The 17,161-nt window shown below is 71.8% G+C and carries 15 protein-coding genes; 6 read left to right on the forward strand and 9 right to left on the reverse strand.

Features of this window, described 5'->3' with window-relative positions:
* Positions 1 to 231: 231 nt before the first annotated feature.
* Positions 232 to 1,110, reverse strand: coding sequence for a LysR substrate-binding domain-containing protein (locus tag ACFZBT_RS04980; protein ID WP_391098388.1), 879 nt, complete (start codon positions 1,108 to 1,110; stop codon positions 232 to 234).
* Positions 1,111 to 1,309: 199 nt separating this feature from the next.
* Here ACFZBT_RS04980 and ACFZBT_RS04985 point away from each other — a divergent pair, with 199 nt between their 5' ends.
* Positions 1,310 to 2,323: a bile acid:sodium symporter gene (locus ACFZBT_RS04985; RefSeq protein ID WP_391098888.1), complete on the forward strand. Its 1,014-nt coding sequence runs from the start codon at positions 1,310 to 1,312 to the stop codon at positions 2,321 to 2,323.
* On the opposite strand, the gene ACFZBT_RS04990 is transcribed toward ACFZBT_RS04985, so the two are convergent.
* From ACFZBT_RS04990 to ACFZBT_RS05000, 3 genes are all read right to left on the reverse strand, one after another.
* Positions 2,259 to 3,497, reverse strand: a complete 1,239-nt coding sequence (locus ACFZBT_RS04990) for a DUF4185 domain-containing protein (RefSeq protein WP_391098390.1) — start codon at positions 3,495 to 3,497, stop codon at positions 2,259 to 2,261. The genes ACFZBT_RS04985 and ACFZBT_RS04990 overlap by 65 nt on opposite strands.
* 11 nt (positions 3,498 to 3,508) lie before the next feature.
* Complete coding sequence (locus tag ACFZBT_RS04995) at positions 3,509 to 5,380, reverse strand: exo-alpha-sialidase (RefSeq protein ID WP_391098392.1); 1,872 nt, start codon at positions 5,378 to 5,380, stop codon at positions 3,509 to 3,511.
* A 154-nt stretch (positions 5,381 to 5,534) separates the two neighbouring features.
* Positions 5,535 to 6,452, reverse strand: coding sequence for a zinc-binding dehydrogenase (locus ACFZBT_RS05000; RefSeq protein ID WP_391098394.1), 918 nt, complete (start codon positions 6,450 to 6,452; stop codon positions 5,535 to 5,537).
* Between the two features lie 104 nt (positions 6,453 to 6,556).
* On the opposite strand from ACFZBT_RS05000, the gene ACFZBT_RS05005 reads away from it, so the two are divergent.
* Positions 6,557 to 6,994 (forward strand): MarR family transcriptional regulator, encoded by a 438-nt coding sequence (locus tag ACFZBT_RS05005; protein ID WP_391098397.1) that lies wholly within the window; start codon positions 6,557 to 6,559, stop codon positions 6,992 to 6,994.
* A gap of 93 nt (positions 6,995 to 7,087) precedes the next feature.
* On the opposite strand, the gene fdhD is transcribed toward ACFZBT_RS05005, so the two are convergent.
* Genes fdhD through ACFZBT_RS05030 form a run of 5 tightly spaced genes read right to left on the reverse strand, consistent with a single transcriptional unit; the run spans position 7,088 to position 13,518 of the window.
* Positions 7,088 to 7,936 carry a formate dehydrogenase accessory sulfurtransferase FdhD gene (fdhD, locus tag ACFZBT_RS05010; RefSeq protein ID WP_391098399.1) on the reverse strand — a complete coding sequence of 283 codons (849 nt, stop codon included), beginning with the start codon at positions 7,934 to 7,936 and terminating at the stop codon, positions 7,088 to 7,090.
* A 7-nt stretch (positions 7,937 to 7,943) separates the two neighbouring features.
* The gene (locus ACFZBT_RS05015; protein ID WP_391098402.1) at positions 7,944 to 8,804 is read right to left on the reverse strand and encodes a 2Fe-2S iron-sulfur cluster-binding protein; all 861 of its coding nucleotides are present in this window, start codon (positions 8,802 to 8,804) and stop codon (positions 7,944 to 7,946) included.
* Complete coding sequence (locus tag ACFZBT_RS05020) at positions 8,801 to 10,624, reverse strand: NADH-ubiquinone oxidoreductase-F iron-sulfur binding region domain-containing protein (RefSeq protein WP_391098404.1); 1,824 nt, start codon at positions 10,622 to 10,624, stop codon at positions 8,801 to 8,803. The genes ACFZBT_RS05015 and ACFZBT_RS05020 overlap by 4 nt, the downstream gene beginning before the upstream one ends.
* A gap of 6 nt (positions 10,625 to 10,630) precedes the next feature.
* A complete protein-coding gene (locus ACFZBT_RS05025) occupies positions 10,631 to 12,550 on the reverse strand; it encodes a molybdopterin-dependent oxidoreductase (protein WP_391098407.1) in 1,920 nt (639 codons plus the stop codon).
* A complete protein-coding gene (locus ACFZBT_RS05030) occupies positions 12,547 to 13,518 on the reverse strand; it encodes a 2-dehydropantoate 2-reductase (RefSeq protein WP_391098410.1) in 972 nt (323 codons plus the stop codon). The genes ACFZBT_RS05025 and ACFZBT_RS05030 overlap by 4 nt, the downstream gene beginning before the upstream one ends.
* Positions 13,519 to 13,745: 227 nt before the next feature.
* Here ACFZBT_RS05030 and ACFZBT_RS05035 point away from each other — a divergent pair, with 227 nt between their 5' ends.
* The 4 genes from ACFZBT_RS05035 to ACFZBT_RS05050 all read left to right on the forward strand — a co-directional run bounded on the left by ACFZBT_RS05035 (position 13,746) and on the right by ACFZBT_RS05050 (position 17,158).
* On the forward strand, positions 13,746 to 15,083 hold the full coding sequence (locus ACFZBT_RS05035; RefSeq protein ID WP_391098413.1) for an MFS transporter: 1,338 nt from the start codon (positions 13,746 to 13,748) through the stop codon (positions 15,081 to 15,083).
* Positions 15,049 to 15,186: a hypothetical protein gene (locus ACFZBT_RS05040; protein WP_215117504.1), complete on the forward strand. Its 138-nt coding sequence runs from the start codon at positions 15,049 to 15,051 to the stop codon at positions 15,184 to 15,186. Before ACFZBT_RS05035 ends, ACFZBT_RS05040 begins: the two co-directional genes overlap by 35 nt.
* Before the next feature lie 176 nt (positions 15,187 to 15,362).
* Positions 15,363 to 16,301: a beta-ketoacyl-ACP synthase 3 gene (locus tag ACFZBT_RS05045; protein WP_391098415.1), complete on the forward strand. Its 939-nt coding sequence runs from the start codon at positions 15,363 to 15,365 to the stop codon at positions 16,299 to 16,301.
* A 179-nt stretch (positions 16,302 to 16,480) separates the two neighbouring features.
* Positions 16,481 to 17,158 (forward strand): FCD domain-containing protein, encoded by a 678-nt coding sequence (locus ACFZBT_RS05050; RefSeq protein WP_391098417.1) that lies wholly within the window; start codon positions 16,481 to 16,483, stop codon positions 17,156 to 17,158.
* Positions 17,159 to 17,161: the final 3 nt, after the last annotated feature.

The following is a 17,161-nucleotide window of genomic DNA, read 5'->3' on the forward strand; positions in this document are numbered from 1 at the left end:
CTCCTCAGCGCTTCTGTTGAGTGACGCTCCGCACAGCGCCGTGAAAGCTACCCCACCCGGCCAGGGCTGCGGGAGGGGCGCGAGGCCGGGCGACGCTCTGGTTCGCGCTGGTCAACGCGGGAAAATGTGCTCAGAAAGGGAAGGGCCGGACAGATTGCTGACGGTTGAGTAAGTTTCGGTGCCGTAATCTCCACCGAATCTGTACGACGCTGCCACGGCCCGGCACGCGCCTCACAGGCCCTTCGGCGCGCTGCGGTGCAGCCGGTCCCCGCCCGCCAGGAGCGCCGCCGCCAGGGCGTCCGCCGCGCCCTGCGCGGAGGGGCGGCGCCGGCCGTGGACCACCACGAAGTCCACCTGCCCCAGTTCCGGCAGGCCCGCCCGGTCCGGGACCCGGACCAGACCCGGCGGGATGAGGCCGCGCGAGTGGGCCATCACGCCGAGTCCCGCCCGGGCCGCCGCGACGAGGCCGTTGAGACTGCCGCTCGTGCACACCACACGCCACTCGCGGCCCTGCCGCTCCAGCGCCTCCAGGGCGAGGGCGCGGGTGATGCCCGGCGGCGGGTAGACGATCAGCGGCACCGGACGGTCCGGGTCGAGCCGGAGACGGTCCGCGCCGATCCACACCAGCCTGTCGTGCCGGACCAGCTCGCCGCGCGGGTCCTCGGGGCGCCGCTTGGCGAGGACGAGGTCCAGCTTCCCGGCCGCCAGCTGCTCGTGCAGCGTGCCCGAGAGCTCGACCGTCAGCTCCAGGTCGACCTCCGGGTGCTCGTGCCGGAAGCCTTCGAGGATCTCGGGCAGCCGGGTCAGCACGAAATCCTCGGAGGCGCCGAAGCGCAGCCGTCCGCGCAGCCGGGTGCCCGTGAAGAACGCCGCCGCCTGCTCGTGCACCTCCAGGATCCGGCGCGCGAAACCGAGCATGGCCTCGCCGTCCTCCGTCAGCTCCACCGAGTGCGTGTCCCGGGTGAACAGCGTCCGCCCGGTGGCGTCCTCCAGCCGCCGCACATGCTGGCTGACCGTCGACTGCCGCAGCCCGAGCCGACGCGCGGCCTGCGTGAAGCTCAGCGTCTGCGCCACCGACAGGAAGGTGCGCAGATGGGAGGGGTCGTACATGACCCCCAGGCTAGCGCGCTCATCGCAGAACGCGATGACAGTGAGAGCGGTATACGGGATTCCCGATCGCCGGGCCGGGGAGCAGGATGGGAGGGGGCCTCCCCGGCCCCGCACCGCCCGTACGCACCGAGCAACCAGTACCGAGCAACCAGTACCGAGCAAGTGGAGCACCGTGAAACGCCTGCGCCGGCCGCGCCGGATGCCGATCGACCCGTTCATCCTTCTCCTGCTGGCGACCGTGGGAGTCGCCGCGCTGTTCCCGGCCCGCGGGTCGGTCGCCGAGGTGGCGTCCGGGGCCTCCACGGCGGCGATCGCCTTCCTGTTCTTCCTCTACGGTGCCCGGCTCTCCACCCGTGAGGCGCTGGACGGCCTGCGGCACTGGCGGCTCCACCTCACGGTCCTGGCCGCCACCTTCGTCGTCTTCCCGCTACTCGGTCTCGCGGCCCGCGGTCTGGTGCCGGTGATCCTCACGGACCCGCTCTACCAGGGCCTGCTCTTCCTCACGCTCGTCCCGTCGACCGTCCAGTCGTCGATCGCCTTCACCTCGATGGCCCGCGGCAACGTGCCCGCCGCGATCTGCGCGGGCTCCTTCTCCTCCCTCATCGGCATCATCGCCACCCCGCTGCTCGCGGCCTCGCTGCTCGGCGGCAGCGGCGGCGGGTTCTCCGCCGACTCCATGCTGAAGATCGTGCTGCAACTGCTCGTGCCGTTCCTGGCCGGACAGCTGCTGCGGCGCTGGATCGGTGGCTTCGTCACCCGCCACAAGAAGATCCTCGGCCTCGTGGACCGCGGCTCGATCCTGCTCGTCGTCTACACCGCGTTCAGCCAGGGCATGGTGCAGGGCATCTGGCACCAGGTCAGTCCCGCCCGGCTGGGCGCGCTGCTCGGCGTCGAGGCCGTGATCCTCGCCGTGATGCTGCTGCTGACCTGGTACGGCGGCAAGGGGCTGGGCTTCAGCAGGGAGGACCGGATCACCCTGCAGTTCGCCGGCTCGAAGAAGTCCCTGGCATCCGGACTGCCCATGGCGAGCGTCCTGTTCGGCGCGCACGCCTCGCTGGCCGTGCTGCCGCTGATGCTCTTCCACCAGATGCAGCTGATGGTGTGCGCGGTGATCGCCAAGCGCCGCGCGCAAGACCCCCGCGCCCAGGTCACTCAGCCGGAGCCAGCCGCAGCGACACGAACCGCGGTCGGTACAGGGACACGTTCCGGCTGAGCTGTGCGGCGGCGCCGGTCGTCTCCAGCCAGTTGACGTCGTAGCTCAGGACGAGCCGCCCGTCGCCGCTCAGCACCGGATGGACCTGCGGGTTGTAGGCCGCCACCTGGCCCTGCGGCAGCGACGGGCTGAACTCCTTCGCCGGTCCGTGCCACGGCCCGGCCGGGGAGCACGCCCAGTAGGAGGCCACGGTGGTCAGGCCCTTGGTGCCCGTGGCCATCGTGAACAGCACGTAGGTGCCACCGTCCCGGACGACCGAGAACGCGCTGCCGACGCCCTTGCGCTGCCCGTCCCCGAGCACCGGCCGCGGGCGGGCAGCGGCCGTCCACGCCGAGCCGTTCCAGTACCGCCAGGCCGCCGGATCTCCGAGCCCGCCCTCCCGGACGCGTGCCACGTAGGCGTGCGAGGCCGGGCGGGAGGCGGCCTGGCCGTCGTCGCCGCCGAAGACGTACGTCCAGCCGTCCTCCTCGACGAGTGTCGTGCCGAACAGCACCCGCCGGGACGCGTCGGGGACGAGCTGCTGGTCGAGCACCTTGACGATCGACTCCAGGCGCAGAGCGGGCAGCGACAGCGTGGCGACCTCGGTCGCGGTGGGCACGCCGTAGATCCACGGAGCCTGCCCCGCCGTGCGCACCCACAGCAGCACCCGCACGACCTGCTCGGAGGAGCCGGGGGAGCGGGGTTCGACGCGGGCGGCGACGGGCCAGCGCCACTGGTTCGGCGCCGGGTCAGCGAAGAGTGGGGCGGGCAGGGTGGTTTCGAGCCTGCCGTCGCGCATCAGCACGGCCGAGTTGCGCACCAGCGGCTCGGCCGTGTCCCGCCAGGCATACGACTCGCCGGCCGGGTTGGGCGGGCCGTACACCCGGCCCAGGAAGGTGTCCGAGAACAGCCACAGCACCCGGCCGTCCGGCAGTCGCAGCGAGTGGGTGCCGTCGCCGCCGGTCCAGTCGTCACTGCGGCTCGCGTCGTCGCCGTAGCGGGCGAACTCGGCGGTGAGGCCGTCGTCCGCCCGCCAGGAGTCCACCGTCCGGGCCCGGCAGGCACCGTCGTCGTCCGGGCTCTCGTCCTCCGGCAGGGCGAGGAGCAGGGCGGCACCGAGCATCAGGACCAGCAGCAGGCCGATCCCGGTTCCGGTGCGCTGTCGTGCTCGTGCTGCTCTTGAGTCGTCGGGCACGTTCCGTGACGTTAGTTGCTGCCGCTCACCTGGTCCATGGGCAGCCACAGCACGGTGCCCCTGGCGGCCGCCTTCGCGGCGCCGGACGCCAACTCCTCGTCGGACAGGGCCCGGTTCCAGACACGGACGTCGTCGATCGCCCCGCTGAGGAACGCCCTGCTGTCCATGCGCTGGCCGATGTGCACACCGAACGGAGAGTTGCGGCTGACCGAGCCCGGCGCGTCGGCGGTGGTGAGGGGCGCCCCGTCGAGGAAGAGCGTCAGTTGTCCTCCGCCCCGGCGCAGGGCCAGATGGTGCCAGCGTCCGTCGTTGTGGGCTCCGTCGGTCCACACCGAGGCCGATCTGACGGTCGTCGCACCCGACCGGGTGGTGATGAGCCCCCGGACCCGGTTGCTCGCCGGTTCCCCGCGCAGCCAGATCTGCGGCTGCGTGCTGCCGATGCCGCCCATCCACAGGAAGGGCTGTTCGCCGGTCGTGGCCGTGTAGCGGAAGAACAGCGAGGCCGTGAAGTCCCCTTCGCCGAGCGGGAGCCGGGACCGGTACGGCAGCCGTACGGCGTCGTCGGTGCCGTCGAAGGACAGTGCGCCGCCGCGCACACCGGTGGTCCGGCCCGCACCGCCGAGCACGGCCGCGGGCGTCGCGGCCGAAGCGGCGTCGCGGGTGGTCGGGTCGGGGCCCCGGCGAGGCTTCAGCCAGTCCTCGGTGAAGCGGGCGAAGCGGATCTCGTCGCGGGCGTCGACCGCGCCGCCCTCGTACAGCAGGCCCACCGTCGTGCCGTCGATGGCCGCCATGTCGGAGTAGCCGGACCAGTCGGTGGTGACGACCGTGCCCCGGTCCACGCTGTCCCAGGTGCGCCCGCCGTCGTAGGAGGAGCGGACCATCATGGTGCGGCGGCGGTCGGGATCGGCCGGAGCGGACAGCAGGAGCCGGTCGCCGAGGCGTACGGTCGCACCCTGGACCTGCGGGGTGTAGAGGTCCGGGAGGTCGCGGAAGGGCGTGGTGAAGCTGTCGCCGCCGTCCCGGCTCAGGGTCTGGGAGCGGTGGCCCAGGTCGGTGCCGTCCTGTTCCCGGCCGCTGACGAGGACGGCGCCGTCGGTGCGTTCGGTGAGCGTCACCTCGGACGGCTTCTGCCGGAACGTGCCGTCCTGAGCTATCGGCCAGGAGTCCGTGGCGCCGATCCGCCAGTGGTCGCCGCCGTCGTCGCTGACGATGAGCGCGGCGTGGTTCGCGGTGACCCTGCCACCGTCCCAGGTCTCGGTGTTGACGCCGAACACCAGCCGCCCGGCGTGCTTGCCTCGGGTGAGCTGGATGCCGTGCACGGGTCCGGTAGCGTACCAGGAGTTCCAGTGCGCGGGCAGGATCTGGTCGCTCAGGTCGCGCGGCTTCGACCAGGTCCTGCCGTCGTCGTCGCTGTACTGCAGATGGGGGGTGCGGTCGCAGGGGACGGTGCAGTTCCCGGCGTCGGTCCGGCCGGTGTTGTACGTCTCGGCCAGCAGGATCCGGCCGGTCCCGCGGTCCACGAGGGGCGCCGGGTTGCCGTGCGTGTCGCCGGCGCCCTCGGTGACGACCTGGAGCGGACCCCAGGTGCGGCCGCCGTCGGTGGAGCGCTTGAGGACGATGTCGATGTCGGCCGAGTCACCGCAGTTGAGGACGCGGCCCTCGGCGAAGGCGAGCAGTGTGCCGGCCGTGGTCCGCACGATCGCCGGGATACGGAAGCAGGCGTAGCCGGGGTCCTGGGAGGCCTTGAAGAGGACCTGCTGTTCGAACTCCGGTAAGGCCGTGGCCGGCCGGGCCTGGGCGGGGAGGGCCGGCGCGAGCAGCGCGGCGGCGGCGAGAGCGGCTGTCAGGGTGGATCTCAGACGTGCGCGAAGACTTGACGGCATGGTGCGACCTGCCCTTCATGCGTCTGTCGGCTGGACCACCGAGCCATGGGAACGGACATCCGGGCGGCTGATGCGGACAACCGGACATCCCACGTCCCATGTGTGGGGCCACAGACGGTACTTGGACTCACAGACCCCCCACAAGAAGCGTGCGTCAGGGGATCAGGACGACCTTGCCGAGGTTGGCCCGTGCCTCGATCTCCCCGTGCGCCTTCGCCGCGTCCGCGAGGGCGAACTCCCCGTGGACGGCGGGCTGGATCTCTCCCGCCGTGAACAGCCGCCACAGCTCCTCGCGCCACCGCTCGTACAACTCCGGCTTCCCGCGCGCGATACGGGCCATCTGGAACCCGATCACCGACTTGGCGCCCACCAGCAGGTCGTACGCCCGGACGGTGCCGCCGCCCGAGCTGTACGCCACCAGCCGTCCCTCCGGGGCGAGCGCGGCCAGGGCCCGGGGGAGCAGCTCGCCGCCGACCGCGTCCAGGGCGTAGTCGGCGGGCGTGCCCCAGCTGTCGTCGCCGTAGCTGACGACGTGGTCCGCGCCCAGGCCCCGGACGAAGGCGGCCTTCGCCGGGTCGGAGACGGCCCCCACGACCCGGCCCGCGCCCCGCGTCCTGGCCAGTTGCACGGCCAGGTGCCCGACCCCGCTCGCCGCCGCGGTGACGAGGGCCGCCTCGCCGGGCCCGGGCCGGGCCGCCGCCAGGGCGCCGATGGCGACCATGCCGCTGCGGACCAGGGCGACCGCGTCGACGGCGCGGGCACCGGCCGGGACGGGGGAGGCCATGGCCTCGTGCAGGAGGGCGAACTCGGCGTAGCCGTGGCCGAAGCAGAGCCCCGTCACCCGGTCGCCGGTGCCGAAGCGGGTGACGCCCTCGCCGACGGCCGTGACCTCCCCGGCGATCTCACCGCCGAGCGGGACCGGCTCGGCCGCCTCGGTGACCTTGCGTACGACCGGGAGCGTGACGCCGATCGCCTCCGCGCGCACGAGCAGTTCTCCGGGGCCGGGCTCGGGGACCGGAGCCTCCTCCACGAACAGGGGGCCGCCTCGGGATTCGTAGCGGACGCGGCGCATCGCACCTCCGGAAGTCGTTGGGCTCCCCCATGAATTCATTGGGGAACCCAACGGTATAGGAGGATCATAGGAAGAACCAACGATTTCTTGGTTAGGCTGCGGCCATGTCGGAAGCCCCTCTGCCCGCGATCCGCTCCCTGCCCAGCTGGCTGCTCGGCCGCGCCGCCGCCCGCGGCCGGACCCTGGTGGCCGAGGCGCTGGCCGAGGAGGACATGAGGATGTGGCACCACGTGGTGCTGTCGGCCGTCCGTGACCTCGGCCCGGTCGCTCAGGCCGACCTCGGCCGCGGGATCGGACTCGACCCCAAGGACCTGGTCGGCATCCTCGACGACCTCCAGTCGGCGGACCTGGTGCTGCGCGAGCCGGACCCCAGGGACCGCCGCAAGAACGCGGTGTCCCTCACCCCGCGGGGAGCCCGGCTGCTGGGACGCTGTGAGAAGGCGGCCCGCGCCGCCAACGACGAACTGCTCGCGCCGCTGTCGGCGGCCGAACGTGAGCAGTTCACCGACATGCTCCGACGGATATCCGGCACGGCGGGCTGAAGCGGCCGGACCGGGTCCGAGACGGGGCCCCTGCGGCGCAGGGGGCGCTCCCCGCCGGTCGGGGCCCCGCCGCCGTGCCGCGGAGGAACCTGTTCAGCCCCGGGCGGCCGCCGCCCGCAGAGCGATCCGGTCCTCACCCGCGTACACGTTCATGGAGCCGCCCCGCAGGAAGCCCACCAGCGTCAGGCCGGTCTCGGCGGCCAGGTCCACCGCCAGCGACGACGGCGCCGACACCGCCGCCAGCACCGGCATCCCGGCCATGACGGCCTTCTGCGCCAGCTCGAAGGAGGCCCGGCCCGAGACGAGCAGGATCGTCCGCGACAGCGGCAGCTCCCCGTTCTGCAGGGCGCGGCCGACCAGCTTGTCGACCGCGTTGTGCCGGCCCACGTCCTCGCGGACGTCCAGCAGCTCCCCCTCCTCGGAGAAGAGGGCCGCCGCGTGCAGGCCACCGGTCCGGTCGAAGACCCGCTGGGCCGCGCGCAGCCGGTCGGGCAGGGCCGCGAGCAGCTCCGGCGTGACCCGCACCGGGGGAGTGTCGGCGATGGGCCAGCGGGCCGTCGTTCGCACCGCGTCCAGCGAGGCCTTGCCGCACAGCCCGCAGGAGGAGGTGGTGTAGACGTTGCGTTCGAGCGTGATGTCGGGGATCACCACGCCCGGAGCGGTCGCCACGTCGACCACGTTGTACGTGTTCGAGCCCTCGGCCGTCGCCCCGGCGCAGTAGACGATGTTCTGGAGATCGTCCTGCCCGCCCAGCACCCCCTCGCTCACCAGGAAGCCCGCGGCCAGTGCGAAGTCGTCGCCCGGGGTGCGCATGGTGATCGCCAGGGGCTTGCCGTTGAGCCGGATCTCCAGGGGTTCCTCCGCGACGAGCGTGTCCGGGCGGGTGGAGACCGCCCCGTCCCGGATGCGGAGCACCTTGCGTCGTTCCGTGACTCGTCCCATGTCCTGATCAGTCCCGGTTCTGTACGTGCTGGTAGCCGAAGCGGCCCTTGATGCAGAGATTGCCGTGGGTCACCGGGTTGTCGTGCGGCGAGGTGACCTTCACGATCTCATTGTCCTGCACATGGAGCGTCAGGTTGCAGCCCACTCCGCAGTACGCGCACACCGTGGTCGTCTCCGTCTGGCGCGACTCATCCCACGTACCCGCCGCGCGCATGTCGAACTCGGACTTGAAGGACAGCGCGCCCGTCGGGCACACCTCGATGCAGTTCCCGCAGTAGACGCACGCCGAGTCGGTCAGCGGCGCGTCGTGCTCCACGGCGATCCGGGCGTCGAAGCCGCGCCCGGCGACCGAGATCGCGAAGGTGTTCTGCCACTGGTCGCCGCAGGCGTCCACGCACTTGTAGCAGAGGATGCACTTGCCGTAGTCGCGCACATACAGGTCGTTGTCGACCTTCGGTTCCTCGTTGAGCCGGGCCGCGTCGGGGCCGAAGCGGTCGGGCTTCGCCTCGTACTCCTTGAGCCACCCGGCGACCTCCGGGGTCGTCGACACGTCCACGGAGGACGCGAGCAGCTCCAGGACGATCTTCCGGCTGTGCCGGGCCCGTTCGGTGTCCGTGCGCACCTCCATGCCGGGCTCGGCCTTGCGGGAGCAGGCCGGGACGAGGGTCCTGGCCCCCTCGACCTCGACGACGCAGACGCGGCAGGCGTTCTTCGGCCGGAGCGTGTCGCCCTCGCACAAGGTCGGCACGTCCTTCCCGGCGGCCCGGCAGGCGTCGAGGATCGTCGAGCCCTCGGGCGCCCGCACCGGCTCCCCGTCGAGCGTGAACTCCAGCAGCCGGCGCGGGATCCCCAGCGGTGTGACGGTCATTCGTACGCCCCCAGACGGTCGATGGCGGATTCCACGGCGTTCCACGCGGTCTGCCCCAGACCGCAGATCGAGGCGTCCCGCATCGCGCGGCCGACCTCCCGCAGCAGGGCGATGTCCCCGGCGGCGTCGGCGCCGGTGCGCTCCACGATCCGGTGCAGCGCCTCCTCCTGCCGCACGGTCCCCACCCGGCACGGCACGCACTGCCCGCACGACTCGTCCCGGAAGAACTCCGCGATGCGCAGCAGCAGCCGGGGCAGGGGCACGGTGTCGTCGAAGGCCATCACGACCCCCGAGCCGAGTGTCGTGCCCGCCTCCCGCGTTCCCTCGAAGGTGAGCGGGATGCCGAGTTCGTCGGCCCGGACGAAACCGCCCGCCGCCCCGCCGAGCAGCACCGCCCGCAGCCCCTCCCGCACCCCGGCGAGCACGAGCAGATCACCCAGCGTCGCGCCGAACGGCAGCTCGTAGACACCGGGCCGCTCCACGCTCCCCGATACGCAGAACAGCTTCGGACCTGTGGACCTCTCCGTGCCGATCGCGGCGTACGCCGGGGCGCCCATCGTGAGGACCGGCAGGACGTTGACCAGCGTCTCGACGTTGTTCTCCACGGTCGGCTTGCCGAACAGGCCCTTCTCCACGGGGAACGGCGGCTTCGAGCGGGGCTCGCCCCGGTAGCCCTCGATGGAGTTGAACAGAGCCGTCTCCTCACCGCAGATGTAGGCGCCCGCGCCGCGCCGGATCTCGAGGTCGAAGGCGTAGCCCTGGCCGAGGATGTCGTCGCCGAGCAGTCCACGCGCGCGTGCCTGCGCGATCGCGTGCTCCAGTCGGTGCAGGGCGCGCGGGTACTCGCCGCGCAGGTACACGAAGCCCCGGTGGGCGCCGGTCGCGTACGCGGCGATCGTCATCGCCTCGACCAGCGCGTACGGGTCGCCCTCCATGAGCACGCGGTCCTTGAAGGTGCCCGGCTCGGACTCGTCGGCGTTGCAGACGAGGTAGTGCGGATGATCCGGCTGGGACGCCGTGGCCTGCCACTTGCGGCCGGTCGGGAAGGCGGCACCCCCGCGCCCGACCAGGCCCGAGTCGGTGACCTCGCGGATCACCCCGGCCGGGCCCAGCTCGAAGGCCCGGCGCAGGGCGGTGTAGCCGCCGTGGGCGCGGTAGTCGTCGAGGGACGCCGGGTCGACCACGCCGACGCGGTGCAGGAGCATCAGGCCGTCCTGCCCGGCCTGCGGCACCGCCAGAGCGGCGGGCGGCTCCTCCGGCGCCGAGTCGGGCGCACTCGCGGCGAGCACGGCCCGCTCGACGGTCGCCGGCGCCGACACCGCCGTACGCACGGGGTCCCCGGCCCTGATCGCGAGCGCGGCCGGGGCCCGTTCGCACAGCCCCAGACACGGGCCGCGCTCGACCGACACACCGCTGCCGAGGCTCAGCCGCTCCTCGATCCCGGCGCACAGCTCCGGCGCCCCGGCCGCCGCGCACGCCAGGTCCGTGCACACATGGAGCACGGTCGTCGGACGGGGCTTGACCGAGAACATGGCGTAGAAGGTGGCGACTCCGTACGCCTCCGCCGGGGGCACCGTCAGCCGCCGGCACAGGTAGTCGAGGGCGCCGTCGCTGATCCAGCCGATCCGGTCGTTGAGGGCGTGCAGCCCCGGCAACAGCAGGTCGCGGCGGTCCCGGGCCACACGTCCGCCCCGGGCCCACCTCAAGTCGGCGTCGGAACGGTCGGCGCCTTCCCAGGAGGACTCGGGCGGCCCGAGCAGGTCGTCGACGGCCGCCCGTTCCTCGTCCGTCGGTTTGCTGTCACCGAAGTGCAGGTCCACAGTGCGTCACCCCACGATGGTCGCGATGGGCAGCTTCTCGATCCGGATCGCCGACGCCTTGAACTCCGCCGTCCCCGCGATCGGGCAGTTCGCCTCGATCGTCAGCGCGTTGGTGTCCACCTCGTCGGGGAAGTGCATGGTCATGAAGGCGAGCCCGGGCCGCAGCGCAGTGTCCACCCACACCGGCGCGGTCACCGACCCGCGCCGCGAGGTGACCTGCACTCGCTCACCCACCACGACCCCGTAGCGCTCGGCGTCCTCCGGGCACAGCTCGATGAACTCGCCGCGCCGCAGGGGCGAGGCGTAACCACCGCTCTGCACACCGGTGTTGTACGAGTCCAGCCGCCGCCCGGTGGTCAGCCGGATCGGAAACCGCTCGTCGGTGAGGTCCACGGGCGGGTCGTGCTGCACGATCCCGAAGGGCGCGAGCCGACCGCGTGCCGAGGGGTCGGACTCCCACAACCGGCCGTGCAGATAAGTGGGTTCGATCCGGTCCGCACTGGGGCACGGCCACTGGATGCCCTGGTGCTCCTCCAGGCGCTCATAGGTCATGCCGTAGTGGTCGGGCGAGATCGACCTCAGCTCGTTCCACACGGTCTCGGCGTCGGCGTACTTCCAGTCGTGGCCGAGGCGGGCCGCGAGGTCGCAGAGGATGTCGATGTCCTCGCGCGCCTCGCCGGGCGGGGTGACGGCCTTGCGGACGCGCTGCACCCGCCGCTCGCTGTTGGTGGTCGTGCCCTCGGTCTCCGCCCAGCCGGCGGTGGCGGGCAGGACGACGTCCGCGAGTTCGGCCGTCTTCGTGAGGAAGATGTCCTGCACGACGAGGAAGTCCAGCTGACCGAGCCGCCGTACGGCCTGCTCGCTGTCGGCCTCCGACTGGGCCGGGTTCTCGCCGATGCAGTAGACGGCCTTGAGCTCGCCGTCCTCCATCGCCTCGAACATCTCCGTGAGGTTCAGGCCGTAGTGCGGCTGGATGACGGTGTCCCAGGCCGACTCGAACTTCAGCCGGGTGTCCGGGTCGAGGATGTCCTGGAAGCCGGGCAGCCGGTTGGGGATCGCGCCCATGTCGCCGCCGCCCTGGACGTTGTTCTGCCCGCGCAGGGGCTGCAGGCCCGAGCCGTAGCGGCCGACATGGCCGGTGAGCAGGGACAGGTTGATCAGGGCACGGACGTTGTCGGTGCCGTTGTGGTGCTCGGTGATGCCGAGGGTCCAGCACAGCTGGGCGCGCTCGGCACGGGCGTAGGCGTGCGCCAGCTCGCGGATGGCGGCGGCCGGTACGCCCGTCACCTTCTCGGCGAGCGACAGCGTCCACGGCTCGACCAGCGCCCGGTACTCCTCGAAGCCGGTGGTCGCCCGCTCGATGAACGCCTCGTTGGCGAGCCCCGCGTGGATGATCTCGCGGCCGATCGCGTGCGCCATGGGGATGTCGGTGCCGACGTTGAGGCCGAGCCAGCTCTCCGCCCATTCGGCGGTCGAGGTCCGGCGCGGATCGACCGCGTACATCCGGGCCCCGTTCCTGATCCCCTTCAGCACGTGCTGGAAGAAGATCGGGTGCGCGAAGCGGGCGTTGGAGCCCCACATCACGATCAGGTCCGTGTGCTCGATCTCCTCGTACGACGAGGTCCCGCCGCCGGAGCCGAACGCCGCCGACAGACCGGCCACGCTCGGGGCGTGACAGGTGCGGTTGCAGGAGTCGACGTTGTTGGTGCCCATGACGACCCGGGCGAACTTCTGCGCCACGTAGTTCATCTCGTTGGTGGCGCGGGCACAGCTGAACATCCCGAAGGCGCCGCGATTGCGGGCGAGACCCCGGGCGGCCCGGTCGAGGGCCTCGTCCCAGCTCGCCTGCCGGAAGGGTTCGTCGCGGGAGTCCCGGACGAGCGGGTGCGTCAGCCGGGTGTAGGTCCTGGGTTGGCGTTTCCTCATGCGGCGCTCCTCAGCGCGAGCAGGTCCGAGATGGCGTGCACGGTGCGCAGGGTGGGCACCTCCACGCCGGTGATCTCCGCCAGCTCGACGACCGCCGCGAGGAGTACGTCGAGTTCGAGCGGCTTGCCGCGCTCCAGGTCCTGGAGCGTGGAGGTGCGGTGGTCGCCGACCCGCTCGGCGCCCGCGAGCCGGCGCTCGATGGAGACGCCGACCTCGCAGCCGAGGGCCTCGGCGACCGCGAGCGTCTCGGTCATCATGATCTCGATGACCTTGCGGGTGCCGCCGTGCAGGCACATCTGCCGCATGGTCGCGCGGGCCAGCGCGCTGATCGGGTTGAAGGAGATGTTGCCGAGCAGCTTGACCCAGATGTCGTCCCGCAGACCGGACTCCACCGGGCACTTCAGCCCGCCCGCGTGCATCGCCTCGCTGAAGGAGAGACAGCGTGCCGAGAGGCTGCGGTCGGGCTCGCCGATCGAGAACCGCGTGCCCTCCACATGCCGTACGACGCCCGGCCCTTCGAGTTCGGTCGCCGCGTAGACGACGCATCCGACGGCCCGTTCGGGCGCGAGCACCGCACTGACCGCGCCGTCCGGGTCCACGCTCTCGACGCGGTGGCCGTCGTACGGGCCGCCGTGCCGGTGGAAGTACCACCAGGGGATGCCGTTCTGGGCCGCGACGACCGCCGTCGTCCCGTGCAGCAAGGGCGCGATCAGCGGCCCGCACGCCGCGTACGCGTTGGCCTTCAGGCCCAGGAAGACGTAGTCGACCGGGCCCACTTCGGCGGGGTCGTCGGTCGCGTGGGGGTGCGCGGTGAAATCGCCGCGCGGGCTGCGCACCCGGACTCCGTGCTGCCTCATGGCCGCCAGGTGCGGTCCACGGGCGATGAGATGCACCTCGGCACCCGCGCGGTGGAGCGCGGCGCCGACGTAGGCGCCGATGGCACCGGCGCCGAGAACTGCGACTTTCACGGGAACACTCCGTTCGGTTTGAGGGATACCGCGGAGGTGTGACCGCCGTACGACCGCTTGCGAACGCGCCGTGCGGCTTGTGTCGACGAAATATTGTCTACAGTATGGAGGTTGGGGCGGCAAGGGTCCGCGCGGCGACCGTTCGGCGCATGCTGAATACCGCTCACCGCATACGGTCGACGCGCCGCCTTCTCAACTCCCCCGCGACTGCCTACCGTCCGGGATTCATGAGTCCCCCAGTCGCGCCCCCGGGCTGGAGCCGCTGGCTCGTCCCGCCCGCCGCTCTCTCCGTACATCTCTCCATCGGCCAGGCCTACGCCTGGAGCGTGTTCAAACCGCCCCTCGAGTCCGCGCTCGGCCTCAGCGGCACACAGAGCGCGCTGCCTTTTCAGCTCGGCATCGTCATGCTGGGCCTGTCCGCCGCGTTCGGCGGCACACTCGTGGAACGCAACGGCCCCCGCTGGGCGATGACCGTCGCCCTGGTCTGCTTCTCCTCCGGCTTCCTGCTCTCCGCGCTGGGCGCGTCCCTGGAGCAGTACTGGCTGATCGTGTTCGGCTACGGCTTCGTCGGCGGCATCGGCCTCGGCATCGGCTACATCTCGCCCGTATCCACACTGATCAAGTGGTTCCCGGACCGGCCAGGCATGGCCACCGGCATCGCCATCATGGGCTTCGGCGGCGGCGCGCTGATCGCCTCGCCGTGGTCGGCGCAGATGCTGGAGTCGTTCGGCGGCGACAGCTCCGGCATCGCGCTGGCGTTCCTGGTGCACGGCCTGTCGTACGCCGTCTTCATGCTGCTGGGTGTGCTCCTGGTCCGGGTTCCGAGCCGGGCCCCAGGGGCGCGGGGAACTGCGCGACAAGCCCCCACCGGCCCGCAGGTATCCGCGAAACAGGCCATCCGCACCCCCCAGTTCTGGTTCCTGTGGCTCGTGCTCTGCATGAACGTCACCGCCGGCATCGGCATCCTGGAGAAGGCCGCCCCGATGATCACGGACTTCTTCGCAGGCACCTCCACGCCGGTGTCCGTGACGGCCGCCGCCGGCTTCGTCGCCCTGCTGTCGGCGGCGAACATGGCGGGCCGCATCGGCTGGTCGTCGACGTCCGACCTGATCGGCCGGAAGAACATCTACCGCGTCTACCTGGGCGTCGGCGCGCTGATGTACGCGCTCATCGCCCTGTTCGGCGACACCTCCAAGCCGCTGTTCATCCTGTGCGCGCTGGTCATCCTCTCCTTCTACGGCGGCGGCTTCGCGACGATCCCGGCGTACCTGAAGGACCTGTTCGGCACGTACCAGGTCGGCGCCATCCACGGGCGTCTGCTCACCGCCTGGTCCCTGGCCGGTGTGCTCGGGCCGCTCATCGTTAACTGGATCGCCGACCGGCAGGAGGAGGCGGGCCGGCACGGCGCGTCCCTGTACGGGCTGTCCTTCGTCATCATGATCGGCCTGCTCGTCGTCGGCTTCGTCGCCAACGAACTCGTCCGGCCCGTCCACGCCCGCCATCACGTCCCGCAGCCGCAGGAGGCCGATCGTGTCCAGCAGCAGTCAGAGTCCGCCCAGCCCTGACCGGCGGTGGCTGATCGCCTTCGCCTGGGTGTGGGTGGGCGTACCGCTCGCCTACGGGCTGTACGAGCTCGTCCGGAAGGCGACACAGCTGTTCACCGGGTGAGGCCCGTGGCGGGGGCCGGGTCCTGGCGCTCGACAGGTGTCCGGGCGTCCGGGGTCCTGACCGAAGCTGACAAGCCTGGCGCCGGTTTCCTGTTGCCTTGGCTGCCGTCGTACCCGTGAGTCACTGATCAGACTGGTGGGTCCCGCTACCCAAGGCAACGAGGGGGACCCACCCAGATGAACGGCTCGCGCATCGCCGCCGTCGGCCACTACCAGCCTGCCAAGGTGCTCACCAACGAGGACCTGGCGGGCCTGGTCGACACCAGTGACGAGTGGATCAGGAGCCGGGTGGGCATCCGCACCCGCCACATCGCCGGGCCCGACGAGCCGGTCGACGAACTGGCCGCCCACGCCGCCGCCAAGGCCCTCGCCGCGGCCGGCCTCGCCCCCGCCGACATCGACCTGGTGCTGGTCGCCACCTCCACCGCAGTCGACCGCTCGCCCAACATGGCGGCCCGGGTCGCGGCCCGCCTCGGGATGCCGCACCCGGCCACCATGGACCTCAACGTCGTGTGCGCCGGGTTCACCCACGCCCTGGCCACCGCCGACCACGCCGTCCGCGCGGGGGGCGCGAGCCGTGCGCTGGTCATCGGGGCCGACAAGATGTCCGAGGTGACCGACTGGAGCGACCGCACCACCTGCGTGCTCGTCGGGGACGGGGCCGGGGCCGCGGTCGTCGAGGCCGCCGAGGAGTCCGGCATCGGGCCGGTGCTGTGGGGCTCGGTGCCCGAGATGGGACACGCGGTGCGGATCGAGGGCACTCCGCCCCGTTTCGCCCAGGAAGGGCAGAGCGTCTACCGCTGGGCCACCACGCAGCTGCCGCCCATCGCGCGCCGGGCGTGCGAGCGGGCCGGTCTTGAGCCGGCGGACCTCGCCGGGGTCGTCCTGCACCAGGCGAACCTGCGCATCATCGAACCCCTCGCCGTGAAGATCGGCGCCGTGAACGCGGTCGTCGCGCGCGATGTCACCGAGTCCGGCAACACCTCCGCCGCGAGCATCCCGCTCGCCTTCTCCAAGCTCGTCGAACAGGGCGCGGTCTCCACCGGCGACCCGGTCCTGCTGTTCGGCTTCGGCGGCAACCTGTCGTACGCGGGACAGGTCGTGCGCTGCCCCTGAGTCCCGCTCCGGGCTGCCGTGGTGCCACCGTGATGCCGCCCGGGTGTGACGCGGCCAACTGCCCGAATCCCTGGTCTTTGTGCGCCGTAGACTGTAGACGAAAGACAATCGATACTGACTCTGCGGCGACACCGGTGGCCGTCGCGCTGTGCACGGCCCTGCCGAGGAGGGGGACCGCGATGCTGTCGACAAGCCTGCCCCAGGGGGCGGTACCCAAGCTGGAACGCCCGGGGCCGCTGCGTGACCGCGTCTACGAGGCACTCCTCGAACTCATCACCACCCGGGCCCTCCAGCCCGGCCAGCACCTCGTCGAGAGCGAACTCGCCGGGCATCTGGGGGTCTCCCGGCAGCCGGTGCGCGAGGCGCTGCAGCGGCTCAACACCGAGGGGTGGGTCGATCTGCGGCCCGCCCAGGGCGCGTTCGTGCACGAGCCGACGGAGGAGGAGGCCGACCAGCTCCTCACGGTCCGTACGCTCCTGGAGGCCGAGGCGGCCCGCCTGGCGGCGGCCAACGCGAACAGCGCGGGCCTCACCGCCCTGGAATCCCTCTGCGCGGAGGGCGAGAAAGCGGTCGAGGCCGATGACGTGGACGGCGCCGTCGCCATGAACGCCCGCTTCCACGCCAAGATCATGGAACTCGCCGGAAACGCCGTCCTCGCCGAACTCGCCGCCCAGGTCGACCGGCGGGTGCGCTGGTACTACACGCCGGTGGCCCGTCAGCGCGGCCACCAGTCCTGGATCGAACACCGCGAACTGATCGCCGCGATCTCCGACCGCGACGAACAGCGGGCGACGCAGCTGATGCGCGAACACACGGAGCACACGCGGCGGTCGTATCACGCCCGGGCGCGTTCGTAGCGA

The organism is Streptomyces sp. NPDC008137, assembly GCF_042957035.1.
Classification (GTDB): Bacteria; Actinomycetota; Actinomycetes; order Streptomycetales; family Streptomycetaceae; genus Streptomyces.

Excerpts from the sequence above, each read along its gene's own strand:
- ACFZBT_RS04980 (WP_391098388.1), bottom strand. The coding sequence starts at position 1,110 with ATGTACGACCCCTCCCATCTGCGCACCTTCCTGTCGGTGGCGCAGACG.
- ACFZBT_RS04985 (WP_391098888.1), top strand. The coding sequence starts at position 1,310 with ATGCCGATCGACCCGTTCATCCTTCTCCTGCTGGCGACCGTGGGAGTC.
- ACFZBT_RS04995 (WP_391098392.1), bottom strand. The coding sequence starts at position 5,380 with ATGCCGTCAAGTCTTCGCGCACGTCTGAGATCCACCCTGACAGCCGCT.
- ACFZBT_RS05000 (WP_391098394.1), bottom strand. The coding sequence starts at position 6,452 with ATGCGCCGCGTCCGCTACGAATCCCGAGGCGGCCCCCTGTTCGTGGAG.
- ACFZBT_RS05005 (WP_391098397.1), top strand. The coding sequence starts at position 6,557 with ATGTCGGAAGCCCCTCTGCCCGCGATCCGCTCCCTGCCCAGCTGGCTG.
- fdhD (WP_391098399.1), bottom strand. The coding sequence starts at position 7,936 with ATGGGACGAGTCACGGAACGACGCAAGGTGCTCCGCATCCGGGACGGG.
- ACFZBT_RS05015 (WP_391098402.1), bottom strand. The coding sequence starts at position 8,804 with ATGACCGTCACACCGCTGGGGATCCCGCGCCGGCTGCTGGAGTTCACG.
- ACFZBT_RS05025 (WP_391098407.1), bottom strand. The coding sequence starts at position 12,550 with ATGAGGAAACGCCAACCCAGGACCTACACCCGGCTGACGCACCCGCTC.
- ACFZBT_RS05035 (WP_391098413.1), top strand. The coding sequence starts at position 13,746 with ATGAGTCCCCCAGTCGCGCCCCCGGGCTGGAGCCGCTGGCTCGTCCCG.
- ACFZBT_RS05045 (WP_391098415.1), top strand. The coding sequence starts at position 15,363 with ATGAACGGCTCGCGCATCGCCGCCGTCGGCCACTACCAGCCTGCCAAG.
- ACFZBT_RS05050 (WP_391098417.1), top strand. The coding sequence starts at position 16,481 with ATGCTGTCGACAAGCCTGCCCCAGGGGGCGGTACCCAAGCTGGAACGC.